Source organism: Robbsia andropogonis (genome assembly GCF_000970345.1).
In the GTDB taxonomy this organism is placed as follows: Bacteria; Pseudomonadota; Gammaproteobacteria; order Burkholderiales; family Burkholderiaceae; genus Robbsia; species Robbsia andropogonis.
Genome location: NZ_LAQU01000018.1, coordinates 1 through 20,484, shown reverse-complemented (window position 1 = coordinate 20,484; position 20,484 = coordinate 1). Strand labels below are relative to the sequence as shown.

The window sequence follows — 20,484 nt, the reverse complement described above, 5'->3', positions numbered from 1 at the left end:
CTTGCCGGCAGCGACGGCTGCATGCAGCGGTTTCGGACAGCGCATCTGTCCGATTGTCCCGTCATTGCTTCAACGCGTACCGCCTCGCGCGGTGCGTCCGGCAACGGGCCAGTGCGGTGGAAATCGCAGTGGCCTGTTGCACCATTGTCTCGATCGAAACGGCATTGCGCCTCCACGCGGTCATGGCAATGCCGCAATGACGGCTCATCATTCAGTAGTCACCGTTTTTTCCCGTGGAGCCTTAGATGAATTTCCAGGAATATCCAACCAGCTCGCTGATGTACATCACGAACCGCCCCGAGATCGTGTTCACGCACGGCCGAGGCAATTGGATATATGACAACAACGACAAGCGATATCTGGACTTCATCCAGGGTTGGGCAGTCAACTCACTTGGGCATAGCGACGAGGGCATGGTCAACGCCCTGACGGAACAGTCACGCAAGCTGATCAACCCGAGCCCTGCGTATTACAACGCACCCATGGCACGCCTTGCGGGCCTGCTCACGCAACACAGCGCATTCGACAAGGTATTCTTCGCCAATAGCGGTGCCGAAGCGAACGAAGGCGCGATCAAGCTGGCGCGCAAGTGGGGGCAGAAGAACAAGAATGGCGCCTACGAGATCATTACGTTTGACCATAGCTTCCACGGCCGCACGCTGGCAACGATGTCCGCTAGCGGCAAACCCGGCTGGGACACGATCTTCGCACCCCAGGTCCCGGGCTTTCCAAAAGCGGATCTGAACGACCTCGCATCGGTCGAAAAGCAGATCACGGACAAGACCGTGGCGGTCATGCTGGAGCCGGTGCAAGGCGAAGGGGGCGTGATCCCGGCATCGCGTGAATTCATGCAGCAACTGCGCGCGTTGACGACGAAGCACAACCTGCTGCTGATCGTCGATGAAGTGCAAACCGGCTGTGGCCGTACCGGGGAGCTGTTCGCCTATCAATTGTCGGGTATCGAGCCGGACATCATGACGCTGGGCAAAGGCATCGGTGGCGGCTTCCCGCTGGCAGCGTTGCTCGCAAAGGAGTCGGTCTCGGTATTCGTTGCTGGCGACCAGGGCGGAACATACAACGGCAACCCACCGATGACAGCGGTAGGCTATGAAGTCATCAGCCGGATGGTCGCGCCAGGTTTCCTCGAAAACGTCCGCGCCTGCGCAGACTACCTCCGGAACCAACTGCTGAAGCTGTCCGACGAATACGGTTTCCAGGGTGAGCGTGGCGAAGGCCTGTTGCGTGCGTTGCTGCTGGGCAGCGATATCGGCCCGCAGATCGTGGAAGAGGCGCGCCTGCTCACGCCCACCGGACTGTTGATCAACGCCGCGCGACCGAATCTGCTGCGTTTCATGCCGGCGCTGAACATCACGACCGACGAGATCGACCAGATGATCGCGCTGCTGCGTCTGGCGATCGATAAAGTCGTCAAGAAGTAACTCGCGGTACCGGTACCGGCCCGCCGTCCCACGACGCATCCGCGGCGCAAAGCGCACGGCGCGCGTCACGGACGGTACGGTGACCTGCTGGCCCGCCGGAAAAACAAAAAAGTGGCATGGCGATACCCCGCCAAGAAAAACACCCCAGAGGTCGGACAGATGCCCGACTTCTGAGGTGTTTTTCATCACGCCGCGTTTTTGTTACGCGCCCTGCTGGCGGCCGTAGCGGCTCCGGCATGGTCGTCCGGACGACCCACAAAACAAGCAATAATTACTACTCGCCCAGATACGCAGCCCGTACCTTTGGATCGTTCAGCATGTCCTTCGCGGCGCCCGTTATCGTAACGATACCCGAGTCCATCACATAGCCACGATTGGCGGCCTGCAGCGCCAGACGCGCGTTTTGCTCGACCAGCAACACGGTCAACCCTTCCGACGAGATCTCGCGCACCACCTCGAAAATCTTCTCGACCATGATCGGTGACAACCCCATCGATGGCTCATCCAGCAACAACAGCTTCGGCCGGCTCAACAACGCGCGCGCCATTGCCAGCATCTGCTGCTCACCGCCCGACAAGGTACCTGCGTATTGCGCCTGACGCTCGCGCAGACGCGGGAAGAAGTTGAACATCCGCTCGGTGTCGCTTTTGATCGCTGCAGTGTCACGGCGCAGGTAAGCGCCCATCTGCATGTTCTCGAGAATGGACATCCGCGCGAAGATACCGCGACCTTCCGGGACCATCGCCAAGCCACGCTTCAGCAGTTCGTAGGGCGGCACGCCCTTGATCGACTTGCCAAGGTACTGGATGTCGCCGCCACTGATTGCCTGCAGGCCGGTGATGGCCTTCATCGTTGTGGTCTTGCCGGCGCCGTTCGCGCCGATCAGCGTAACCAGTTCGCCCTGGTGCACGTCAAGATCCACTCCCTTCACCGCCTGGATGCCGCCGTACTTCACTTCCAGGCCCTTGATACTCAACATCGCTTCGCTCATCAATGGCCCCCGGAGCCCAGATAGGCTTCAATCACTTTTGGATCCTTCTGAATGTCTTGCGGCACGCCTTCCGCAATCACCTTGCCGTAGTCCAACACGGTGATCCGGTCGCACAGGCCCATCATCAGTTTCACGTCGTGTTCGATCAGCAGAATCGTACGGCCATCGGAACGGATCTTGTCCAGCAGCGCGCGCAGCTCGACTTTTTCGGTTGCGTTCATCCCGGCCGCCGGTTCATCCAGAGCCAGCAGCTTCGGATCGGTCGCCAATGCACGCGCGATTTCCAGACGACGCTGATGCCCGTAAGACAGGTTGCGTGCCGTGTAGTCCGCGTACTTCAACACGCCGACGTATTCGAGCAGTTCAAGCGCCCGTTCCTTGACTTCACGTTCCTCGCGCCGCTCGCCGGGTGTACGGAACACCGCGCCAATCAAGCCTTGCTTGGTCCGAACATGACGGCCCGTCATGACGTTTTCGAGCGCTGTCATGCCGCCGAACAAGCGGATATTCTGGAACGTCCGCGCAATGCCCGCCTTGGCCACTTCATGCACCGTGGTCGGCTTGTACGTCTTGCCGTCCAGTACGAATTCGCCGGAATCCGGCTCGTAGAGCCCGGTGACCACGTTGAAGAACGTGGTCTTGCCCGCCCCGTTCGGACCGATCAGGCCATAGATCTGGCCCTCCATGATCGTCATGCCGACATCGGACAATGCCTGCAGGCCCCCGAACCGCTTATTCACGCCCTTGATGAACAGGCGCACATTGTTATCAGTCATTTCCTAGCCGCTCCGTCAGATTGCGCCAGCTCATGCGCGGATCGTCTTATTGCCCCGCTTGGCGATCTTCGCCACGCGGTCCTCGTGCTTCGGCGCCGGCCACAGGCCTTCCGAGCGATACAACATGATCAGCACCATGGCGAGGCCATAAATCAACTGACGAATCACTTCCACGTCAACGATGGTGTGACCGAACAGGAAATGTTGCAGTGGCCCCATCGTCGATCGCAAGACCTCGGGCAGCAGAGACAGCAGCACGGCACCCAGGATCACGCCCGGAATATGCCCCATGCCGCCCAACACCACGCAAGCCAGAACGACGACCGATTCCCAATACGTGAACGATTCCGGCGACACGAAGCCCTGGAATGCACCGAACATCGCTCCGGACACGCCGCCAAACGACGCGCCCATTGCAAATGCCAGCAGTTTCACGTTACGGGTGTTGATGCCCATCGCCTTGGCGGCGATTTCATCTTCGCGAATTGCCGCCCATGCACGGCCGATGCGTGAATGCTGCAACCGCACGCAGACGAAAATCACGAAGACCGAAAAGAGGACGAACAGGTAGTAGTAAGGATAGACCGCGGAAAAATGGTAGCCGAAGATATCGTGCCCTTTCGAGAAATCGATCCCGAAAAGGTGAACCGGCGCCACATCGGTAATGCCTTTCGGACCATTGGTGATGTTGATCGGGCGGTCCATGTTGTTCATGAAAATCCGCACGATTTCACCGAAGCCCAGTGTGACGATCGCAAGGTAGTCGCCCCGCAGACGCAACGTGGGTGCGCCCAGGATGCACCCGCAGATGGCAGCCACCGCCATCGCAACCGGCACGATCACCCAGATCGAGAAATGCGGGCCGTGCGGCCAGATTGCCGCGATCCATGCGAAGTTTTGCGACAACTGCGGCGATGACAGGAACGCCGCCACGTACGCGCCTACCGCGTAGAACGCGATATACCCGAGGTCCAGCAGCCCGGCAAAGCCGACCACCACGTTCAACCCCAGCGCGAGCATGACATAGAGCATCGCGAAGTCCAGCACGCGCACCCAATAGTCGCCACCGGCGGTACCCACCAGCATCGGCAATGCAAGCACCAGAACAGCGCCAACGATCCAGGTACCGATACGCGTCGGCGTTGGCGCCGACGGCGTCAGCTCGTTGGTTGTTTGAATCGGAGGAATGGAGCCCATTTCGTGTCTTCCCTAAACTCGTTTATGCCTGGATCAGGCCCGATCCGCGACTCGTTCGCCCAGCAATCCGGATGGACGGAACACCAGCACGACAATCAGCACGATGAACGCGAAGACATCCTGGTAGTTACTGCCGAACACCCCGCCCGTGAGACCACCGATATAGCCGGCGCCCAGTTGCTCGATCAGTCCTAGGACGATGCCGCCGACCATCGCACCACCCAGATTGCCGATCCCACCCAGCACCGCGGCGGTGAAAGCCTTCATCCCCGGCAAGAAACCCATATAGAAATGGACATTGCCGTATTCGGACGCAATCATCACCCCTGCCAGCGCGGCCAGCGCCGAACCGATCATGAACGTCGCGGAAATAACGAAGTTCGGGTTCACGCCCATCAAGCCGGCAACATTCCGGTTTTCCGAGGTTGCCCGCATCGCACGGCCCAGCCGCGTCTTGTTGACCAGCAGCAACAAGCCGCCCATCACGAGGAATGCCGTGGCGATGATAATGATTTCCGTACCCGAGATCACCGCGCCAGGCGTCGTGTCGGTCGGCGCGATCACGTTCAGCGGGTCCGTCGGCAGCAACTGCGGGAACATCAACGGGTTGCGGCCCCAAATCATCATCGCCACCGTTTCCAGCAGGATGGAGACGCCGATCGCGGTGATAAGCGGCGCCAACCGTGGCGCACGACGCAGGGGTCGATAGGCACCCTTTTCGATCAGGTAGCCGACGATCGAACAGACGACCGCCGCGATCACGAGCGCGATGACCAGCATCAGCCAGCCCGGCATGTTCGGAAAGTGCGCCTGCAGGACATTGATGGCCGACAGCGCCACCATCGCCCCCACCATCAGCACGTCGCCATGCGCGAAATTGATGATGCCCAGGATTCCGTACACCATCGTATAACCCAGCGCGATGATCGCGTAGATGCTTCCCAGCACCAGCCCGTTGATGATCTGCTGGATGAAGGTATCCATTCGCTACTCCTTCCTTGTTACCGCCGCGGACGGCGGCGCCTGTCGTGCCGGTGACCCGGCGGGGTTGCTTGCAGCACGATCCAGTCACACCCTCGGTGCGCCTGGCTTGGTATGTCACTACATTCAGTAGGTGCGCGAGCAACTTGCCCTCACACATACCGGGGTCGCATCTAAAACACTGTGAAACGGTGAGGAGGCGCGAGGCTTGTCCACCCGCCGCACCGCGCAGCAATCACGCAGCGCGTCTCCGGGAGCGACGTCCAACGCCCACCTGTATGTTCAGCCAGCGGGCACCGGGCCTGCAAAGGCATGCGCGAGCGCTATCCTGCCGGCCCGGGCCACTGCCCACATGTTGGGGAGTCGATCGCTGATTCGCGACCCACGCGAATGCCCATGTGACATCACTACGCGGTGTGGTCTTGCACAACGTCATCGACTTACTCCACATCCCCGCCACGGCAGCCTTTCATAACAGTCGGGCTGCAAAGTCGGGCGAATTGTACCGTTATTTATTCGATGCGCAATATGCGTTGCAACCCCGAATGGTCCAGGTTGCGACAATAGCGTTCTATAGTTGCACCTGTTTTCGCCAACGCGGTGCATCACCGCCTTTCTGACGACGCACAATCATGGTGCGAACAAATACTTTCAGCAAGTGCTGAAGTGGCTTTGCCGGTGGTTGTTGTGAAATCAAAAAACAACGAGGCATGTAAGCATTCCGCTCTTCGGATGGCGCGCCAGCCTTGCCACGCCCCGTCAAGGTGCATCGATTAACCAATGAACGGCGTACGTTGATGTAATTTTCGCCGCCTCATTTAGAGGGAACCGTCTAGCCCATTTCCGCGATCGTGCGGGAATTGGGCTGACATATCAGGGAAAAGGGGAAGTGCGCATTCGCTGCGGGTGATCGCGCTGACCGCGGCCTCCGGCTATCACAATGCGTCTGGAGTTGGCGTACATCGCGAAATGGCGGATGAAAAGCCAGGATGCTGCCCGGTACCGCATTCCCGCCGTCCCTGGCCGACACATTGCCTCGACTCGGGACGCGCGGCCTGATTCAGGTCAAACCGCGTGGGAGCGGGAATGAGATGTTTTCCTCGATGCCTTCCAGCGCACGAACATCCCGCTTGCCGAATTCGTGGATGCGGGCAATCACCGACTGTGCCAACACCTCGGGAGCGGACGCGCCAGCCGTCACGCCGACGCGCTTCTTGCCGTCGAACCACGCTTCCTGCAATTGGTCGGGCGAATCGACCATATAGGACGGCACACCCAGCTTTTCGGCCAGTTCACGCAGCCGGTTCGAGTTTGAACTATTGGGGCTGCCCACGACGATCACGAGATCGCACCGTGGCGCCATGAACTTGACGGCATCCTGACGGTTTTGGGTCGCGTAGCAAATGTCTTGCTTCTTCGGCTCGCGGATATTCGGGAAACGCCCCTTCAATGCCGTGATGATCTCCGCGGCATCATCGATCGATAATGTGGTCTGGGTCACCAGTGCCAGCCGCTCCGGATCGCGAACGGTCAACGTCGCGACATCGTCCGTACTTTCAATCAGGTACATGCCTTCCGGCGTCTGGCCCATCGTGCCCTCCACCTCCGGATGGCCCTTATGGCCGATCATCACGATCTCGTATTCCTCGGCACGCATCTTGGCCACTTCCACATGCACCTTGGTCACCAACGGGCATGTCGCATCGTAAATACGCAGGCCACGGGATTCCGCCTCCGCGCGCACGGCCTTCGAAACACCATGGGCGCTGAACACCAGGGTACTGCCGGTAGGCACGTCATCAAGCGATTCGATGAAGATCGCGCCTTTTTGGCGCAGGTCCTGGACCACATAGGCATTGTGAACGATCTCATGCCGCACATAGATCGGTGCGCCGAACAGCGCGATGGCGCGTTCGACGATATCAATGGCGCGATCCACGCCCGCGCAGAACCCACGCGGTTGCGCCAAAAGGATCTCACCATCGACGACGGGCGCCACTTGGGGTGCAGCGCCTTCCATTACATTCGTGTCCGCGTTCATCGTGTAGGTACTCCCATATCGAGAATGGGTATGAAAATCAAAGAATGCCGATGACCTGAACTTCAAAGGTCACTGCCTGGCCAGCAAGCGGGTGGTTGAAATCGAACAAGGCCGCCGTCTCCCCGATCTGCTTCAATATGCCCGCGTACCGCCCACCGCTTGGTGCGTTGAATTCGATCAGGTCGCCCGGTGAAAAATCCTCGCCGACCATGCTGTTGGCGCGCAACGTGGCCATCGAAACCCACTGTAGCAATTCCGGATTGCGTGGCCCGAACGCCTCATCCGGCTTTAGCTGAATGGTCGAGTGGTCACCCGTCTTCATCCCCAGCAATATAGCTTCAAGCGGCGGCGCCATCTGCCCCGCCCCCAGCAGCAACGTCGCTGGCTTGTCGGCGAAGGTATTGACGATATCCGTCCCGTCCGCGAGCGACAGACGATAGTGCAATGTGACATGGGAACCCGCTTCGATGCGGGCGAGGTCGATCAACGTCATGAGAATGTCCGAAACAGTCCGACCGTGGTCGGTCCGGTGGGCCGGCGAGATGCGCGGCGAAATCGCACCGGGTGACAGACCGCCATTGTAAGCCACTGTGGCACGCCGGTCGCGCGAACGCTCGCATGTCCGCTCATACACACTGTTTCACCCCCGTTTTACACCAACGCTTCCCGCTCGTAGACCGCCCTTATCCGGAGCTGCTCCATGCCATGCCCCACACTAAGCCTTCTTTCCCCTCCTCCCGCACTTGGCGCGCCCGCACCCATCGTCACCGACGTCGCGCCGGGCCGACGCGCGACGGATGCGGACCGGCGCGCGCGTCCGCGGCGGCGCACGAATACCCTCACCGTCGTCGACACACCACATTCGCACCTTGCGATTTGTGACTGGCCGGCACAGGACCGCCCCCGCGAGCGGCTCGAAAAACTGGGCGCGCAGGCGCTGGGCGACGCCGAACTGCTGGCGCTGTTTCTTCGCACGGGCGTCCGAGGCCGGAGCGCCATCGACATCGCTCGCGCCCTGCTGATATGCTGCGGCTCGCTGGCCGGCGTGTTGCAGGCGGACGACAAGACATTGCAGTCGATTTCCGGGATCGGTCTGGCAAAACGTACCCAGTTGCGCGCCATTCAGGAAACCGTACGGCGCACGCTCAGCGAAACCCTCAGCGGCAAAAGCACCACGCTGCGGAATGCCGCGGCGGTAGCGGATTATCTTCGGCTGACGATTGGCGATCGATCGCGAGAGGTGTTCATCGTGCTGTTCCTTGATGTCCACTGCCGCCTACTGCGCGCGGAGGAAATGGCGCACGGCACGGTGGATAGGAGCGCCGTGTATCCCCGTGAAATCGCACGGCGCGCGTTGGATCTGAATGCCACGTCACTGATCGTGGCGCACAACCACCCGTCCGGCGTACTGCTGCCCAGCGCCGCGGACCGCGCACTGACCCGGCAACTACAACAGGCGCTCGGCTTGCTGGATATCGCATTGGTGGACCACCTGATCGTCAGCAAGCAAGGCTATTTTTCATTTGTCGACCAGGGCATGCTGCCCTGAATCGCAAATGTATTTGATTCCGTTGCCGAAAGCCTGCTAAAATCTCCGTCTTTGTGTTCCGGCCTAGCCCGGATACCCGAGTTCACGGCTGGTAAAACGGTTGCTCGGCGGCGAGGAGGAATCACCTCGACCGTTGTACGGATTCGGCCCGCGAAGGGCGGTAGGCGGCGCAACGAGACGTTAGGCAACGGCGGAATGTTCCCGAACGTTGATCGGCACGCGCCCCGCGGACAGGGTCCGGTAGAGTGATCGACCGGCTATTCAGCAAAATTAGCGTACTAGGAGTGCTTCATGGCACGCAAATGCATCGTGACGGGGAAAGGGCCGCAGGTCGGCAATAACGTTTCCCACGCAAACAACAAGACCAAGCGTCGTTTCCTGCCGAATCTGCAGAGCCGCCGTATGTGGGTCGAAAGCGAAAATCGCTTTGTGCGCCTGCGCATTTCGACGGCAGCACTGCGCTTGATCGATAAGAACGGCATCGACTCCGTGCTCGCAGACCTGCGCGCACGTGGCGAAGCTTAAGGAGATTTCTCATGGCCAAGGGCGCACGCGACAAGATCAAACTGGAATCGACCGCAGGTACGGGTCACTTCTACACGACGACCAAGAACAAGCGGACGATGCCGGAAAAGATGGCAATCTCCAAGTTCGACCCGGTTGCTCGTAAGCACGTCGAATACAAGGAAACGAAGATCAAGTAAGGTGCCGCACTGGCGTTAATGCCAGTCCTCCTCGCTTGCTTCGTTGTCGTCGCGATTCTCGCGCGATACCAAAAAGCCTGGCACTTCCGTGCCGGGCTTTTTATTTTTGCGCCAATGGGAACCCGGGATGGATGACAGCACAGTACTGTCGTGTCGGGTATTGTGACAGCCGCAGACGATAGGCGGTTATCGCCGTCACGTCCGGTCAACCTCGACATGGTTGCCTTTTTAGCGCTATCGCTCGTCGTCCGCCATCCCCTGCGGACGTCGGTCGCTGCCGCCTACACCCAACCCATAAAAAAGGGCGCCGCTTACCAAGCCGACGCCCTTTCCCTATGCCACGCAGCGCTTCATCACATCAGGCATAGCGACGCAGGCGCGTTGAAAATTCTTGCAATGATTGAATGCCGCTCTGCTCCGCACGATGGCACCACTCCTGCAACTGCGTCAACAACTGCTCGCGAGACACATTCGAGCGCTCCCAGATCTTCGTCAGTTCCGTGCGCAACTCGTAATAGGTACGCAACGCGGTACTGTTTTCGATAATCTGCGGTACTTGCCGTTTCTGGTGTTCACCGAGTACCGCTTCATCCTTGTGGAACCACTTCCGGCCACTCTTGAAGACCTGGTACTTGTCGCTGGCACCAAGCGACTTGATATGAAGCAGTTCCTGGCGGTAAGCACGGCGCAACGTCGTGGCATAACGCTCCATTACCTCATAACGGTTGGACAAAACCGCCTGCAGCGTCTCGAAGTCGATCGTGGTCTTGCCCCGTTGAAGCTTGGGCGTTGGTGCGAGCTTCTTCACCTTGGCGAGCTTGAACGTCGACAGCACGCAAATCCACATCCAGCCGATATCGAACTCGTACCACTTGTTCGAGAAGCGCGCGGATGTCGCGAAGGTGTGGTGATTGTTATGCATTTCCTCGCCACCGATCAGAATGCCGATCGGCAGAAGATTCGTGCTCGCATCTTCGCAATTGAAATTGCGATAACCGAAGTAATGGCCAACGCCATTCACCACGCCAGCGGCCCAGAACGGAATCCAGACCATCTGTACTGCCCAGACGGACAGACCCACCAGCCCGAACATTGCTACGTTCAGCACCATCAGCAGCGCCACGCCCATGATCGAATAGCGTGAATAGACGTTGCGTTCAATCCAGTCATCCGGCGTACCGTGACCGAACTTCTTCATCGTTTCTTCATTACGCGATTCTGCGCGATATAACTCGGCACCTTCCCATAAGACCTTCTTCAGACCGCGCGTCTGCGGGCTGTGTGGATCCTCTTCGGTTTCACACTTCGCATGATGCTTGCGATGAATGGCCGCCCACTCCTTGGTCACCATGCCAGTAGTGAACCAGAGCCATGCCCGAAAGAAGTGACTCACGGACGGGTGCAAATCCAGCGCACGGTGCGCCTGGCAACGATGCAGATAAATCGTAACCGCCAGAATCGTCACGTGCGTGACGCCCAGGGTGTAAAGCACGATCTGCCACCATTGCCAATCAAGCATGCCGTGCGCGAGGAATTGAAGCAGGGAATCAACCAAGGTATATATCTCGAAGACGAGGATAGAACAACAACAACAATTGACGTCGCGACAAGCCCCTCAAGGGCCGCCGCGCCATGCCGCAGCAACGAAAGTGCTTGACGGCAAACCTACACTGGTGAGAGCCAATTCTACCCCATCGGTTCCCGCCAACTTGAGAGGAAATTGTAACCTCCAACGCAGAAATCACATTGCGCCGCATCAAAATGACCGCATTATCTGTGCGGTTCTTCCAAAAATCAGACCATTCCACCGCGCTCCAGAAAGCGTAAAAACCGCCCTGCTGGCGTTACGTTGCAAGCGGTGGAATCACCGCAAGAATTCACGCTGGCCTCAGGGGGCCATTACACGGCCTTCCCGAGCCATAGACCTGCATTTGATCGCTCTTCGAAGCGCAGGGCGGGGCAAATGCGTCAGACTTCAGAGGCATCTTCCAGGGGAACATTGGCAACCGCCGCCACGGTTTTTACGCGCGTCAGTACCGCTGCGAAAAAACCATCAGTAGCGTGGCGATGCGGCAACAATGACAGGTATGACCCTGTGTCCAACGGTACTTTTTGCTCAGCCAACACGGTATTTGCCGGCACCAGGACAAAGTCAGGATGTGTCGCGAGGAAGCGCTCGACAATTGCCTCATTTTCCTCGTGCAGCAGGCTGCAGGTGGCATACACGAGTCTGCCGCCCGGCTTCAGGAGTCGCGCCGCCGCCGTGAGAATCGACAGTTGCTTCGGCTGAAGCTCGGTAATCGTCGAAGGCGATTGACGCCACTTCAGATCCGGATTTCGCCGTAAAGTTCCCAGGCCACTACATGGCGCATCCACCAGCACACGATCGATCTTCCCGGCCAGGCGGCGGATCTTTACATCGTTTTCGCTATCGATCACGATCGGATGGACGTTCGACAGGCCACTGCGCGCCATCCGTGGCTTCATCTTCGCCAGGCGGCGCTCCGCGATATCAAAGGCATACAAGCGTCCGGACGAGCGCATCATCGCGCCTAGCGCCAGCGTCTTCCCCCCTGCGCCCGCGCAAAAATCCACCACCATTTCGCCACGCTTCGGTGCGACGAGTTGACACAGCAATTGGCTGCCCTCGTCCTGCACTTCCACCCATCCGTCCTGAAAGGGTTGCATCTTTGTCAACGCGGGCTTTCCAGCCAGACGCAGCCCCAGCGGGGAGTACGGCGTGTCCTCGAGTTCCTGGCCCAATTCGACCATCGCCTCGCCCGCCTTATCGCGATTGACCTTCAGTGTATTCACGCGCAGGTCCAGCGGTGCGGGATAGTTCAGCGCCGCTGCCAGCGCCGCCAGCTCTTCGTTGCTGAAGCGCGTGGCCAGCGCTTGATAGATCCAGTCCGGCAGGTTCGTTCGAATACGGAGCGGCAAGCTCGTCGGATCGATGGTTGCCACATGTTCGAGCCATTCACGTTCCTGCGGCGCCACCACATGCTTCAACGCCGCGCGACCCACGGTCTGCATCAGGCCCAGCAAGGTGAGCCGCCGGGTAGGTGAGCCGCTGCCGCCCTCGGCCAGATGGGCGAATTCCATCTTGCGGCGCAGCACGGCATAGATCGCTTCGGCAATCACGCCGCGCTCCGCGTGCCCCAATTTGGAATGCGTACGGAAGAAACGACTGACAGCCGCGTCGGCGGGCCCGCTGAACTGCAGCACTTCGGCCAGCAATGTTTCGGTCTGACCGATAAGGAAACCATGCAATTTCATGCGAACTCCGTGGCGAAAAGCCACTGTGTATCAGGATAATCAAGCCGTGCACGCACCCGGGCACCGTCGACCGTCAACCGGCCCTCGACAAACCAACGTACTGCGTTCGGATAAATGACATGCTCGGCGCGGAGCACGCGAGCGGCAAGTGTCTCGGCATCGTCATCGGCGCGCACCGGTACCACCGCTTGCGCCACCACCGGACCGGCATCCAGCTCGGCCGTGACAAAGTGCACGGTGGCGCCATGCAACGGCAGCCCTGCGTCAAGCACGCGCTGGTGCGTATGCAAGCCCGGGAAACTTGGCAGCAGCGACGGATGGACATTCAACAACCGTCCCGCGTAATGCCCGGTGAAAGCAGCGCTCAGCACGCGCATGAATCCCGCCAAAACGAGCAAGTCAGGCGCAAAGGCGTCGATCTGCTGCCGCAATGCCGCGTCATACGCGTCCCGCGAGGCAAAGTCGGCAGCGGTCTGCACCACGACCGGAATGCCCCGTGCGCGTGCAAACGCCAGTGCGGACGCATCCGCGCGATTCGATACGACGGCCGCGATGCGCGCCGGCCAGCCTTGCGTCGCGCACGCATCGGCAATCGCCTGCATATTGCTGCCACGACCGGACAGCAGGATGACAATATTTTTCATCCGGCGGATTCTAACATTGCCCCTCGCCTGCGGGCCGCTCCGCGCAGTCGCATTTGCATTGGATCGACCCTCTCGCCCGATGCGATGCCCAATGCCGCCGAAGCCCGTCATTTTCGTCTATAATCAAACGCTTTTCTGGAAATCGACCGACAGGTATCGTGAGAGTTTTCAGGGGTCTCCCCAATGCCGAGAGCAAAGCGCCCTGCGCGCTGACGATTGGCAATTTCGACGGCGTCCATCGCGGCCATCAAGCGCTGCTTGCGTTAGCGCGCGCGGCTGCCGACGCGCGCGGCCTGCCGCTGTGTGTCATGACGTTCGAACCACATCCTCGTGAATTCTTCAATCCGGCCGGTGCCCCGCCCCGTATCGCGTTACTACGCGATAAGCTGGAAGCGCTACGCGCCGCCGGTGTCGACCGGGTCGTCGTCGAGCATTTCAATCACACCTTCTCGTCCCAGCCGGCCGAGTGCTTTGTCCGTGACACGCTTGTGAACGGCCTTCATGCGCGCTGGGTATTGGTCGGTGACGACTTCCGATACGGCGCGAAGCGCGCGGGCAATTTCGATGCGCTGCAGGCCGCGGGCTGCGAATTCGGTTTCGAAGTCGAGCAGATGACGACGCTGGCGGACCCGGAAGGCGCGCGCGTGTCGAGCTCCGCTGTTCGGGCGGCATTGATGGCGGGCGATCTCGACGGTGCCTCGCGGTTGCTCGGACGGCCGTATATGATTTCCGGACACGTCATACACGGCCAGAAGCTGGGACGCGACCTGGGATTTCCAACGTTGAATATCCGGATATCCCACAAGCGCCTGGCGCTTGCGGGCATCATGGTCGTGCGGGTGCATGGTCTTGCCGATGAACCGTTGATGGGGGTCGCAAGCCTGGGATTGCGACCGACGGTAGATGATTCCGGCCGCATCTTGCTGGAAGTGCATCTCTTCGATTGGCGTGGTGACGCGTACGGAAAGATCGTGCGCGTCGAATTCATGAAGAAACTGCGCAATGAAGCGCGGTATGTGGACTTGCCTGCGTTGACCGCGGCCATCGCACGCGACGTGGCCCAGGCGCGTTCCTATTTCGGCCTGCCGCCCACCGGACCGGCGTCACGGGGGACCGCGACCGGCGTGACAGACCGAATTAGCTGATCGGCGCTTTCCCGAACCACGGGCCCGCCGAAAGACGCCAACGATGCCCGGCATGACAGCTGCCGACGCGCATGCCTGCTTCGTGCACGGTTTTTTTACCGTACCGCATCGGCAAATGCACTTCAGCAGCATTGACACGCCACCGTAATCACCCCGCACCACGACCGGCGAGCCCGTCAATGGACGCTATTCGTTTTCAGTACGCGTTCGGCGCAACGACCCGGTAGACCGACGACAATAGCGTCGATGGCCGCCGCGGTCTGGACGCCGAGTCGCCCACGCGCCGAATTCCGGACGCGTAGAAAAGTACAAAGTCAGAGCACAAGGATTGCAATGAGCAATAACACTTCACCCGAACAGAACGCCGGCAACGACAAAGCTGCCAAGCGCGACGCGGGCAAGGCAGGAAAGCCGGGTGGCAAGGACAGCACGCCGTCGCGTTATCCGGTCAATCTGCTGGATACGCCATTCCCGATGCGGGGCGACCTGCCGAAGCGCGAACCAATGTGGGTGCAGGAATGGGAAGACCGCGGTGTCTACCAAAAGATTCGCGAAGCCAGTGCCGGCCGGCCGAAATTCACGTTGCACGACGGTCCCCCCTATGCGAATGGCGACATCCACCTGGGGCATGCGGTCAACAAGATCCTGAAGGACATGATCGTCAAGGCCAGGACGTTGGCAGGCTTCGATGCAGCCTACGTGCCTGGCTGGGATTGCCACGGCATGCCGATCGAGATCCAGATCGAAAAGCAATTCGGCAAAAACCTGCCGGCGGCGGAGGTGCAGCGCCGCGCGCGCGCCTACGCCAGCGAGCAGATCACCCGCCAGATGGTCGACTTCAAGCGCCTGGGCGTGCTGGGTGATTGGGACGATCCGTACAAGACAATGAATTTCCAGAACGAGGCCGGCGAACTGCGCGCGCTGGCCAAGATCCTGGACAAAGGCTACATCTATCGCGGACTGAAGCCGGTGAACTGGTGTTTCGACTGCGGTTCGGCCTTGGCCGAGGCGGAAGTCGAGTACAAGGATCGCAAGGACCCTGCGGTGGATGTGGGCTTTCCGTTCGCCGAGCCGGATAAACTGGCCGCTGCCTTCGGTCTCGACGCGCTGCCGCCGAACACCGGCGGCCGCCCGGATCAGACCGGCCAGATCGTTATCTGGACGACGACGCCGTGGACGATCCCGTCCAACCAGGCGTTGAACCTGCATCCGGAAATCGAATATGCCCTGGTGGCCACGGCGGCCGGTCTCCTGCTACTGGCAACCGACCGTGTGGCATCGGCGCTGGCGCAATACGGCCTGGCGCCGCTTGCCACCGATGGCGATACCAGCATGGATGACATGCCGCATAGCAGGATCGTCGCAACGACACCGGGTGAAAAGCTCGCGGGTATCCGTTTTCATCATCCGTTGGCCGAAATGGATGCCGGCTTCGCGCGTACCGCGCCGATTTTCCTCGGCGACTATGTAACACTGGATACCGGCACCGGCGTGGTGCACTCGGCGCCGGCCTACGGCATCGAGGACTTCAACTCGTGCAAGTCGCACGGCATGACGGACGAGGATTTTATCAATCCGGTAATGGGCGACGGCCGCTTCGCATCCACGCTGCCACTATTCGGCGGCCTGACAATCTGGGAAGCAAACCCGAAGATCGTCGAGACACTGCGCGAAGCCGGCACGTTGTGGCACGACGAGATGCACGAGCACAGCTACATGCACTGCTGGCGCCACAAGACGCCGATCATCTATCGCGCCACGTCGCAGTGGTTTGCCGGCATGGACTTGACGCCCGCGGACGGCGGCGCCACGTTGCGCGAGTCCGCGCTGGCCGCCGTCGAGCAGACGCGCTTTTTCCCGGCATGGGGCAAGCAACGCCTGTTCAACATGATTGCCAACCGTCCGGACTGGACTTTGTCACGCCAGCGTCAATGGGGTGTGCCAATGGCGTTCTTTGTCCATAAGGAAACCGGCGAGCTGCATCCGCGCACGATCGCGCTACTCGAACTGATCGCACAACGTGTCGAGGAACAGGGCATCGAAGCATGGCAATCGCTGGAACCGGCAGACCTGCTGGGCGACGAAGCGGTGCACTACGAAAAGAACCGCGACACGCTGGACGTATGGTTCGATTCGGGCACGACCCACTGGCATGTACTGCGTGGATCGCACAAAGCAGTATCGGCATTCCCGGCGGATCTCTATCTGGAAGGGTCGGACCAGCATCGTGGCTGGTTCCATTCCTCTCTGTTGAGCGGCGCGATGCTGGACGGCCGGGCCCCCTATAAGGCACTGCTGACGCACGGTTTCACCGTCGACGGTGAAGGCCGGAAGATGTCGAAGTCCGTCGGCAACGTTATCGTGCCGCAACAGGTCTCCAGCAAGCTGGGCGCCGAGATCATTCGATTGTGGGTGGCATCGACGGACTATTCCGGCGAACTGTCGATCTCCGATGAAATCCTGAAGCGCGTGGTGGAAGGCTATCGCCGTATCCGCAATACCTTGCGTTTCTTGTTGGCCAACCTGTCCGACTTCGATTTCGCCAAGAATGCGGTACCGGTCACCGACTGGCTGGAAATTGATCGTTACGCGGTGGCGCATACGGCAGCGTGGCAGGCGCAGCTGCTCGACCATTACGAGCGCTACGAATTTCACCCGGTGGTGGCCGCGATCCAGACATTCTGCTCCGAGGACCTTGGCGGCTTCTATCTGGACGTGCTCAAGGACCGCCTCTACACGTCCGCGCCGGATTCGCGTGCCCGCCGTGCCGCGCAGACTGCGTTGTGGCACGTGGCGAACGGCTTGCTGCGCTTGATGTCGCCGTTTGCGTCCTTCACCGCGGAGGAAGCGTGGCAAGTCCTGTATCCGGGCAGCGATACGATTTTCACGGGCCTGTATCATCAGTACCCGGAGATCGACGACGCCGCGGCGCTGATCGCGAAATGGCAGGTGTTGCGCACGGTACGCGGCGAGGTCACGAAGGCACTGGAAGAAGCACGCACCGCGGGCCAGATCGGTTCGTCGTTGCAAGCGGACATCGTCTTGCATGCGGCGGGCACGCGTTTCGATGCGTTGACGAGCCTGGGCGAGGATCTGAAATTCGTAATGATCACGTCGGAAGCCGTGGTTACCCGTGTCTCCGACGAAGCGGAACAATCGGTCACCGTCACGCCGTCGGCGGCACAGAAGTGCGAGCGATGCTGGCATCATCGTGGAGATGTCGGGATCGACGCCGCGCATCCCACCTTGTGCGGCCGCTGCTTCAGCAACCTGTTCGGTGCCGGCGAAGATCGTCACGCGGCCTGATCAACACATAACGACGATGTTTCACGCCACAACGCGGCAATGGCCGGCAGGAGCAACGCAATGAGCAAATCCGTAGGACGAACGATGGCCGTGGGCAGCCGCGCGGGGGGCTCGCTACTGCCCTGGCTTGGACTGGCCGTCATCGTGATCCTGCTCGACCAGTTGTCGAAGGTCGCCATTCTGCAGACCTTCGCCTATGGCGAAGGTCGTGCGGTAACGCGCTTCTTTAACCTGGTGCTGGTGTATAACCCCGGCGCCGCCTTCAGCTTCCTGGCAGGGGCCGGCGGCTGGCAACGCTGGGGATTCACGGCGCTGGGCGTGGTTGCAGCGCTCGTGATTTGCTATCTCTTGCGCCGGCACAGCGGGCAGCGGCTTTTCTGTACTGCCCTGTCGCTGATCATGGGCGGCGCACTGGGCAATGTCATTGATCGACTGATTCATGGTCACGTGATCGATTTTCTGGACGTTCACGTGAATGCATGGCATTGGCCGGCGTTCAACGTGGCCGATAGCGGCATCTGCATCGGCGCGATCTTGCTGGTGTGGGATGAACTGCGCCGTGTGCGCGGGAGCCGTTGAATGCGCGGCACCGGCATGGCGACGGCGCATCCCAACGGGCCGCTGGCGGGCAGGCATCTGGTGCTTGGTCTGACAGGCGGCATTGCCTGCTACAAGGTGGCCGAATTGGCGCGCCTGTTGATCAAGGCCGGCGCCACGGTGCAGGTCGCGATGACCGAAGCCGCCACGCGTTTTATCACACCGTTGACGATGCAGGCCCTGACCGGCCACCCCGTATTCCTCGACGAATGGACATCCCAGGATGGCAATGGGATGGCGCATATCGATCTGTCGCGCCGAGCAGACGGCATTGTGGTCGCGCCGGCATCGGCGGACTTCATGGCGCGGCTCGCGCACGGCATGGCCAACGACTTGTTGTCGACGCTGTGTCTTGCTCGAGATTGCCCACTCGCGATCGTCCCGGCGATGAACCGGCAAATGTGGAGCAATCCGGCGACCCAGCGAAACGCCCATCAGTTGCGCCACGACGGCATTGCGATCTGGGGTCCCGACGCCGGCGACCAAGCCTGCGGAGAAGTGGGGGATGGCCGGATGCTTGAGGCCGACGCGATTCGCGATGCGATTGTCGCGTGGTTTACGCCAAAGCGCCTCCAGGGCCACCGCTTGGTGATCACGGCGGGTCCGACGTTCGAACCAATTGACCCCGTACGCGGCATCACAAATCGATCGAGCGGCAAGATGGGTTACGCGATCGCACGCGCCGCAGCTGATGCGGGGGCCGATGTGACGCTGATCAGCGGGCCGACCGCGTTGCCGCTGCCGTGGGGCGTGCGTCGCCTCGATGTGGAGACTGCGCAGCAAATGCGCGCGGCGGTGCACGCTGTACTGCTGTCGCAAGACAACGAGGAGCACCCGGCGCTCACGCATACCCCGGACACGAACGCAGGACCGTCCGATATCGACCGCCGTGGCCTGGACCAGTCGAACGTCGGCCGTCGGCCCATTTTCATTGCGGTGGCGGCGGTGGCGGACTGGCGTCCCGCCGCCGCGGCGACCGAAAAAATCAAACGCTCCAACGATCCGGCGCCGACGCTGGCATTTGTCGAAAATCCGGACATTCTCCGCGAGGTGGCGCACGGCCCGAATCCGCCATACTGCGTCGGGTTCGCCGCGGAAACCAATGACCTTGACACACATGCGACCGAGAAGCGTGCACGCAAGCGTGTGCCGCTACTTGTCGGCAACCTGGGTCACCTGACTTTCGGCAAAGACGACAACGAGATCGTGCTGTTTGACGACGAAGGACGTCACCCTCTTCCTCCCGGCGACAAGGCCTCCCTCGCGCGACGCTTGATCGAAGAGATCGCGCGGCGGGTCACCCGGTCCCACTCCCCTTCCGTGCCTCAGCCATGAACTTGCAACTGAAGATAGTCGATGCGCGCATGCGCGATCACCTGCCTGCCTACGCGACCACAGGAAGCGCCGGCCTTGACCTGCGCGCCTGCCTGGATGCGTCGGTGACGCTGGAACCCGGACAGACGGCCCTGATTCCAACCGGCCTTGCGATACATCTCGAAGATCCGGGCTATGCAGCGATGATCCTGCCACGCTCGGGACTGGGCCATAAACACGGCATCGTGCTCGGTAACCTGGTCGGGCTGATCGATTCCGACTACCAAGGGCAATTGATGGTGTCGACGTGGAACCGTGGTCAAACTGCCTTTACGATCGAACCGCTGGAACGGATCGCCCAATTGGTGATCGTCCCTGTCGTGCAAGCGACATTTCATGTCGTCGACGAATTCACCGCCAGTGAACGCGGCACGGGCGGCTTCGGCAGCACCGGTACACGCTAGACGACCGGCTGCCGTTACGTATCCTGCAGCAGCGCTCACAACAAAGAATAAGCTTTCCAT

18 protein-coding genes are annotated in these 20,484 nt (G+C 60.4%); 9 read left to right on the top strand and 9 right to left on the bottom strand.

The annotated features are described in order from the left end of the window. Positions 1-245: 245 nt before the first annotated feature. Entirely contained in the window at positions 246-1,439 is a 1,194-nt protein-coding gene (locus WM40_RS16490; protein WP_046153411.1) for an acetylornithine transaminase, read from the top strand. 274 nt (positions 1,440-1,713) lie between these two features. Here WM40_RS16490 and WM40_RS16485 read toward each other — a convergent pair whose 3' ends face one another. The 6 genes from WM40_RS16485 to WM40_RS16460 form a co-directional block, all read right to left on the bottom strand. Then, positions 1,714-2,430 (bottom strand): ABC transporter ATP-binding protein, encoded by a 717-nt coding sequence (locus WM40_RS16485; protein ID WP_024901703.1) that lies wholly within the window; start codon positions 2,428-2,430, stop codon positions 1,714-1,716. Beyond that, positions 2,430-3,206: an ABC transporter ATP-binding protein gene (locus tag WM40_RS16480; protein ID WP_024901704.1), complete on the bottom strand. Its 777-nt coding sequence runs from the start codon at positions 3,204-3,206 to the stop codon at positions 2,430-2,432. The genes WM40_RS16485 and WM40_RS16480 overlap by 1 nt, the downstream gene beginning before the upstream one ends. Before the next feature lie 30 nt (positions 3,207-3,236). Next, positions 3,237-4,403, bottom strand: a complete 1,167-nt coding sequence (locus WM40_RS16475) for an ABC transporter permease subunit (RefSeq protein WP_024901705.1) — start codon at positions 4,401-4,403, stop codon at positions 3,237-3,239. A 33-nt stretch (positions 4,404-4,436) separates the two neighbouring features. After that, entirely contained in the window at positions 4,437-5,387 is a 951-nt protein-coding gene (locus WM40_RS16470) for a branched-chain amino acid ABC transporter permease (RefSeq protein WP_024901706.1), read from the bottom strand. A 1,057-nt stretch (positions 5,388-6,444) separates the two neighbouring features. Further along, on the bottom strand, positions 6,445-7,425 hold the full coding sequence (gene ispH / locus WM40_RS16465; protein ID WP_407691527.1) for a 4-hydroxy-3-methylbut-2-enyl diphosphate reductase: 981 nt from the start codon (positions 7,423-7,425) through the stop codon (positions 6,445-6,447). A gap of 37 nt (positions 7,426-7,462) precedes the next feature. Then, positions 7,463-7,918 carry an FKBP-type peptidyl-prolyl cis-trans isomerase gene (locus WM40_RS16460; RefSeq protein ID WP_024901707.1) on the bottom strand — a complete coding sequence of 152 codons (456 nt, stop codon included), beginning with the start codon at positions 7,916-7,918 and terminating at the stop codon, positions 7,463-7,465. A gap of 207 nt (positions 7,919-8,125) precedes the next feature. Here WM40_RS16460 and radC point away from each other — a divergent pair, with 207 nt between their 5' ends. From radC to rpmG, 3 genes are all read left to right on the top strand, one after another. Further along, positions 8,126-8,974 (top strand): RadC family protein, encoded by an 849-nt coding sequence (gene radC / locus WM40_RS16455; protein WP_024901708.1) that lies wholly within the window; start codon positions 8,126-8,128, stop codon positions 8,972-8,974. Between the two features lie 291 nt (positions 8,975-9,265). Continuing rightward, positions 9,266-9,499, top strand: coding sequence for a 50S ribosomal protein L28 (gene rpmB / locus WM40_RS16450; protein WP_024901709.1), 234 nt, complete (start codon positions 9,266-9,268; stop codon positions 9,497-9,499). Positions 9,500-9,510: 11 nt separating this feature from the next. Continuing rightward, complete coding sequence (gene rpmG, locus WM40_RS16445) at positions 9,511-9,678, top strand: 50S ribosomal protein L33 (protein WP_024901710.1); 168 nt, start codon at positions 9,511-9,513, stop codon at positions 9,676-9,678. Between the two features lie 358 nt (positions 9,679-10,036). Here rpmG and WM40_RS16440 read toward each other — a convergent pair whose 3' ends face one another. From WM40_RS16440 to purN, 3 genes are all read right to left on the bottom strand, one after another. Beyond that, positions 10,037-11,233, bottom strand: coding sequence for a DesA family fatty acid desaturase (locus WM40_RS16440; RefSeq protein WP_024901711.1), 1,197 nt, complete (start codon positions 11,231-11,233; stop codon positions 10,037-10,039). Between the two features lie 413 nt (positions 11,234-11,646). Next, the gene (locus WM40_RS16435) at positions 11,647-12,954 is read right to left on the bottom strand and encodes an RsmB/NOP family class I SAM-dependent RNA methyltransferase (protein ID WP_046153410.1); all 1,308 of its coding nucleotides are present in this window, start codon (positions 12,952-12,954) and stop codon (positions 11,647-11,649) included. Further along, complete coding sequence (purN, locus tag WM40_RS16430; protein ID WP_046153431.1) at positions 12,951-13,598, bottom strand: phosphoribosylglycinamide formyltransferase; 648 nt, start codon at positions 13,596-13,598, stop codon at positions 12,951-12,953. The genes WM40_RS16435 and purN overlap by 4 nt, the downstream gene beginning before the upstream one ends. Positions 13,599-13,756: 158 nt before the next feature. On the opposite strand from purN, the gene WM40_RS16425 reads away from it, so the two are divergent. The 5 genes from WM40_RS16425 (at position 13,757) to dut (ending at position 20,424) form a co-directional block, all read left to right on the top strand. Then, complete coding sequence (locus tag WM40_RS16425; RefSeq protein WP_046153409.1) at positions 13,757-14,743, top strand: bifunctional riboflavin kinase/FAD synthetase; 987 nt, start codon at positions 13,757-13,759, stop codon at positions 14,741-14,743. Positions 14,744-15,217: 474 nt separating this feature from the next. Beyond that, a complete protein-coding gene (gene ileS, locus WM40_RS16420) occupies positions 15,218-18,049 on the top strand; it encodes an isoleucine--tRNA ligase (RefSeq protein WP_236693562.1) in 2,832 nt (943 codons plus the stop codon). A 60-nt stretch (positions 18,050-18,109) separates the two neighbouring features. After that, a complete protein-coding gene (gene lspA / locus WM40_RS16415) occupies positions 18,110-18,628 on the top strand; it encodes a signal peptidase II (RefSeq protein WP_046153429.1) in 519 nt (172 codons plus the stop codon). Next, positions 18,629-19,981, top strand: a complete 1,353-nt coding sequence (gene coaBC, locus WM40_RS16410; protein ID WP_236693556.1) for a bifunctional phosphopantothenoylcysteine decarboxylase/phosphopantothenate--cysteine ligase CoaBC — start codon at positions 18,629-18,631, stop codon at positions 19,979-19,981. Continuing rightward, positions 19,978-20,424 carry a dUTP diphosphatase gene (gene dut / locus WM40_RS16405; RefSeq protein ID WP_024901718.1) on the top strand — a complete coding sequence of 149 codons (447 nt, stop codon included), beginning with the start codon at positions 19,978-19,980 and terminating at the stop codon, positions 20,422-20,424. The genes coaBC and dut overlap by 4 nt, the downstream gene beginning before the upstream one ends. The last annotated feature ends 60 nt before the right edge of the window (positions 20,425-20,484 follow it).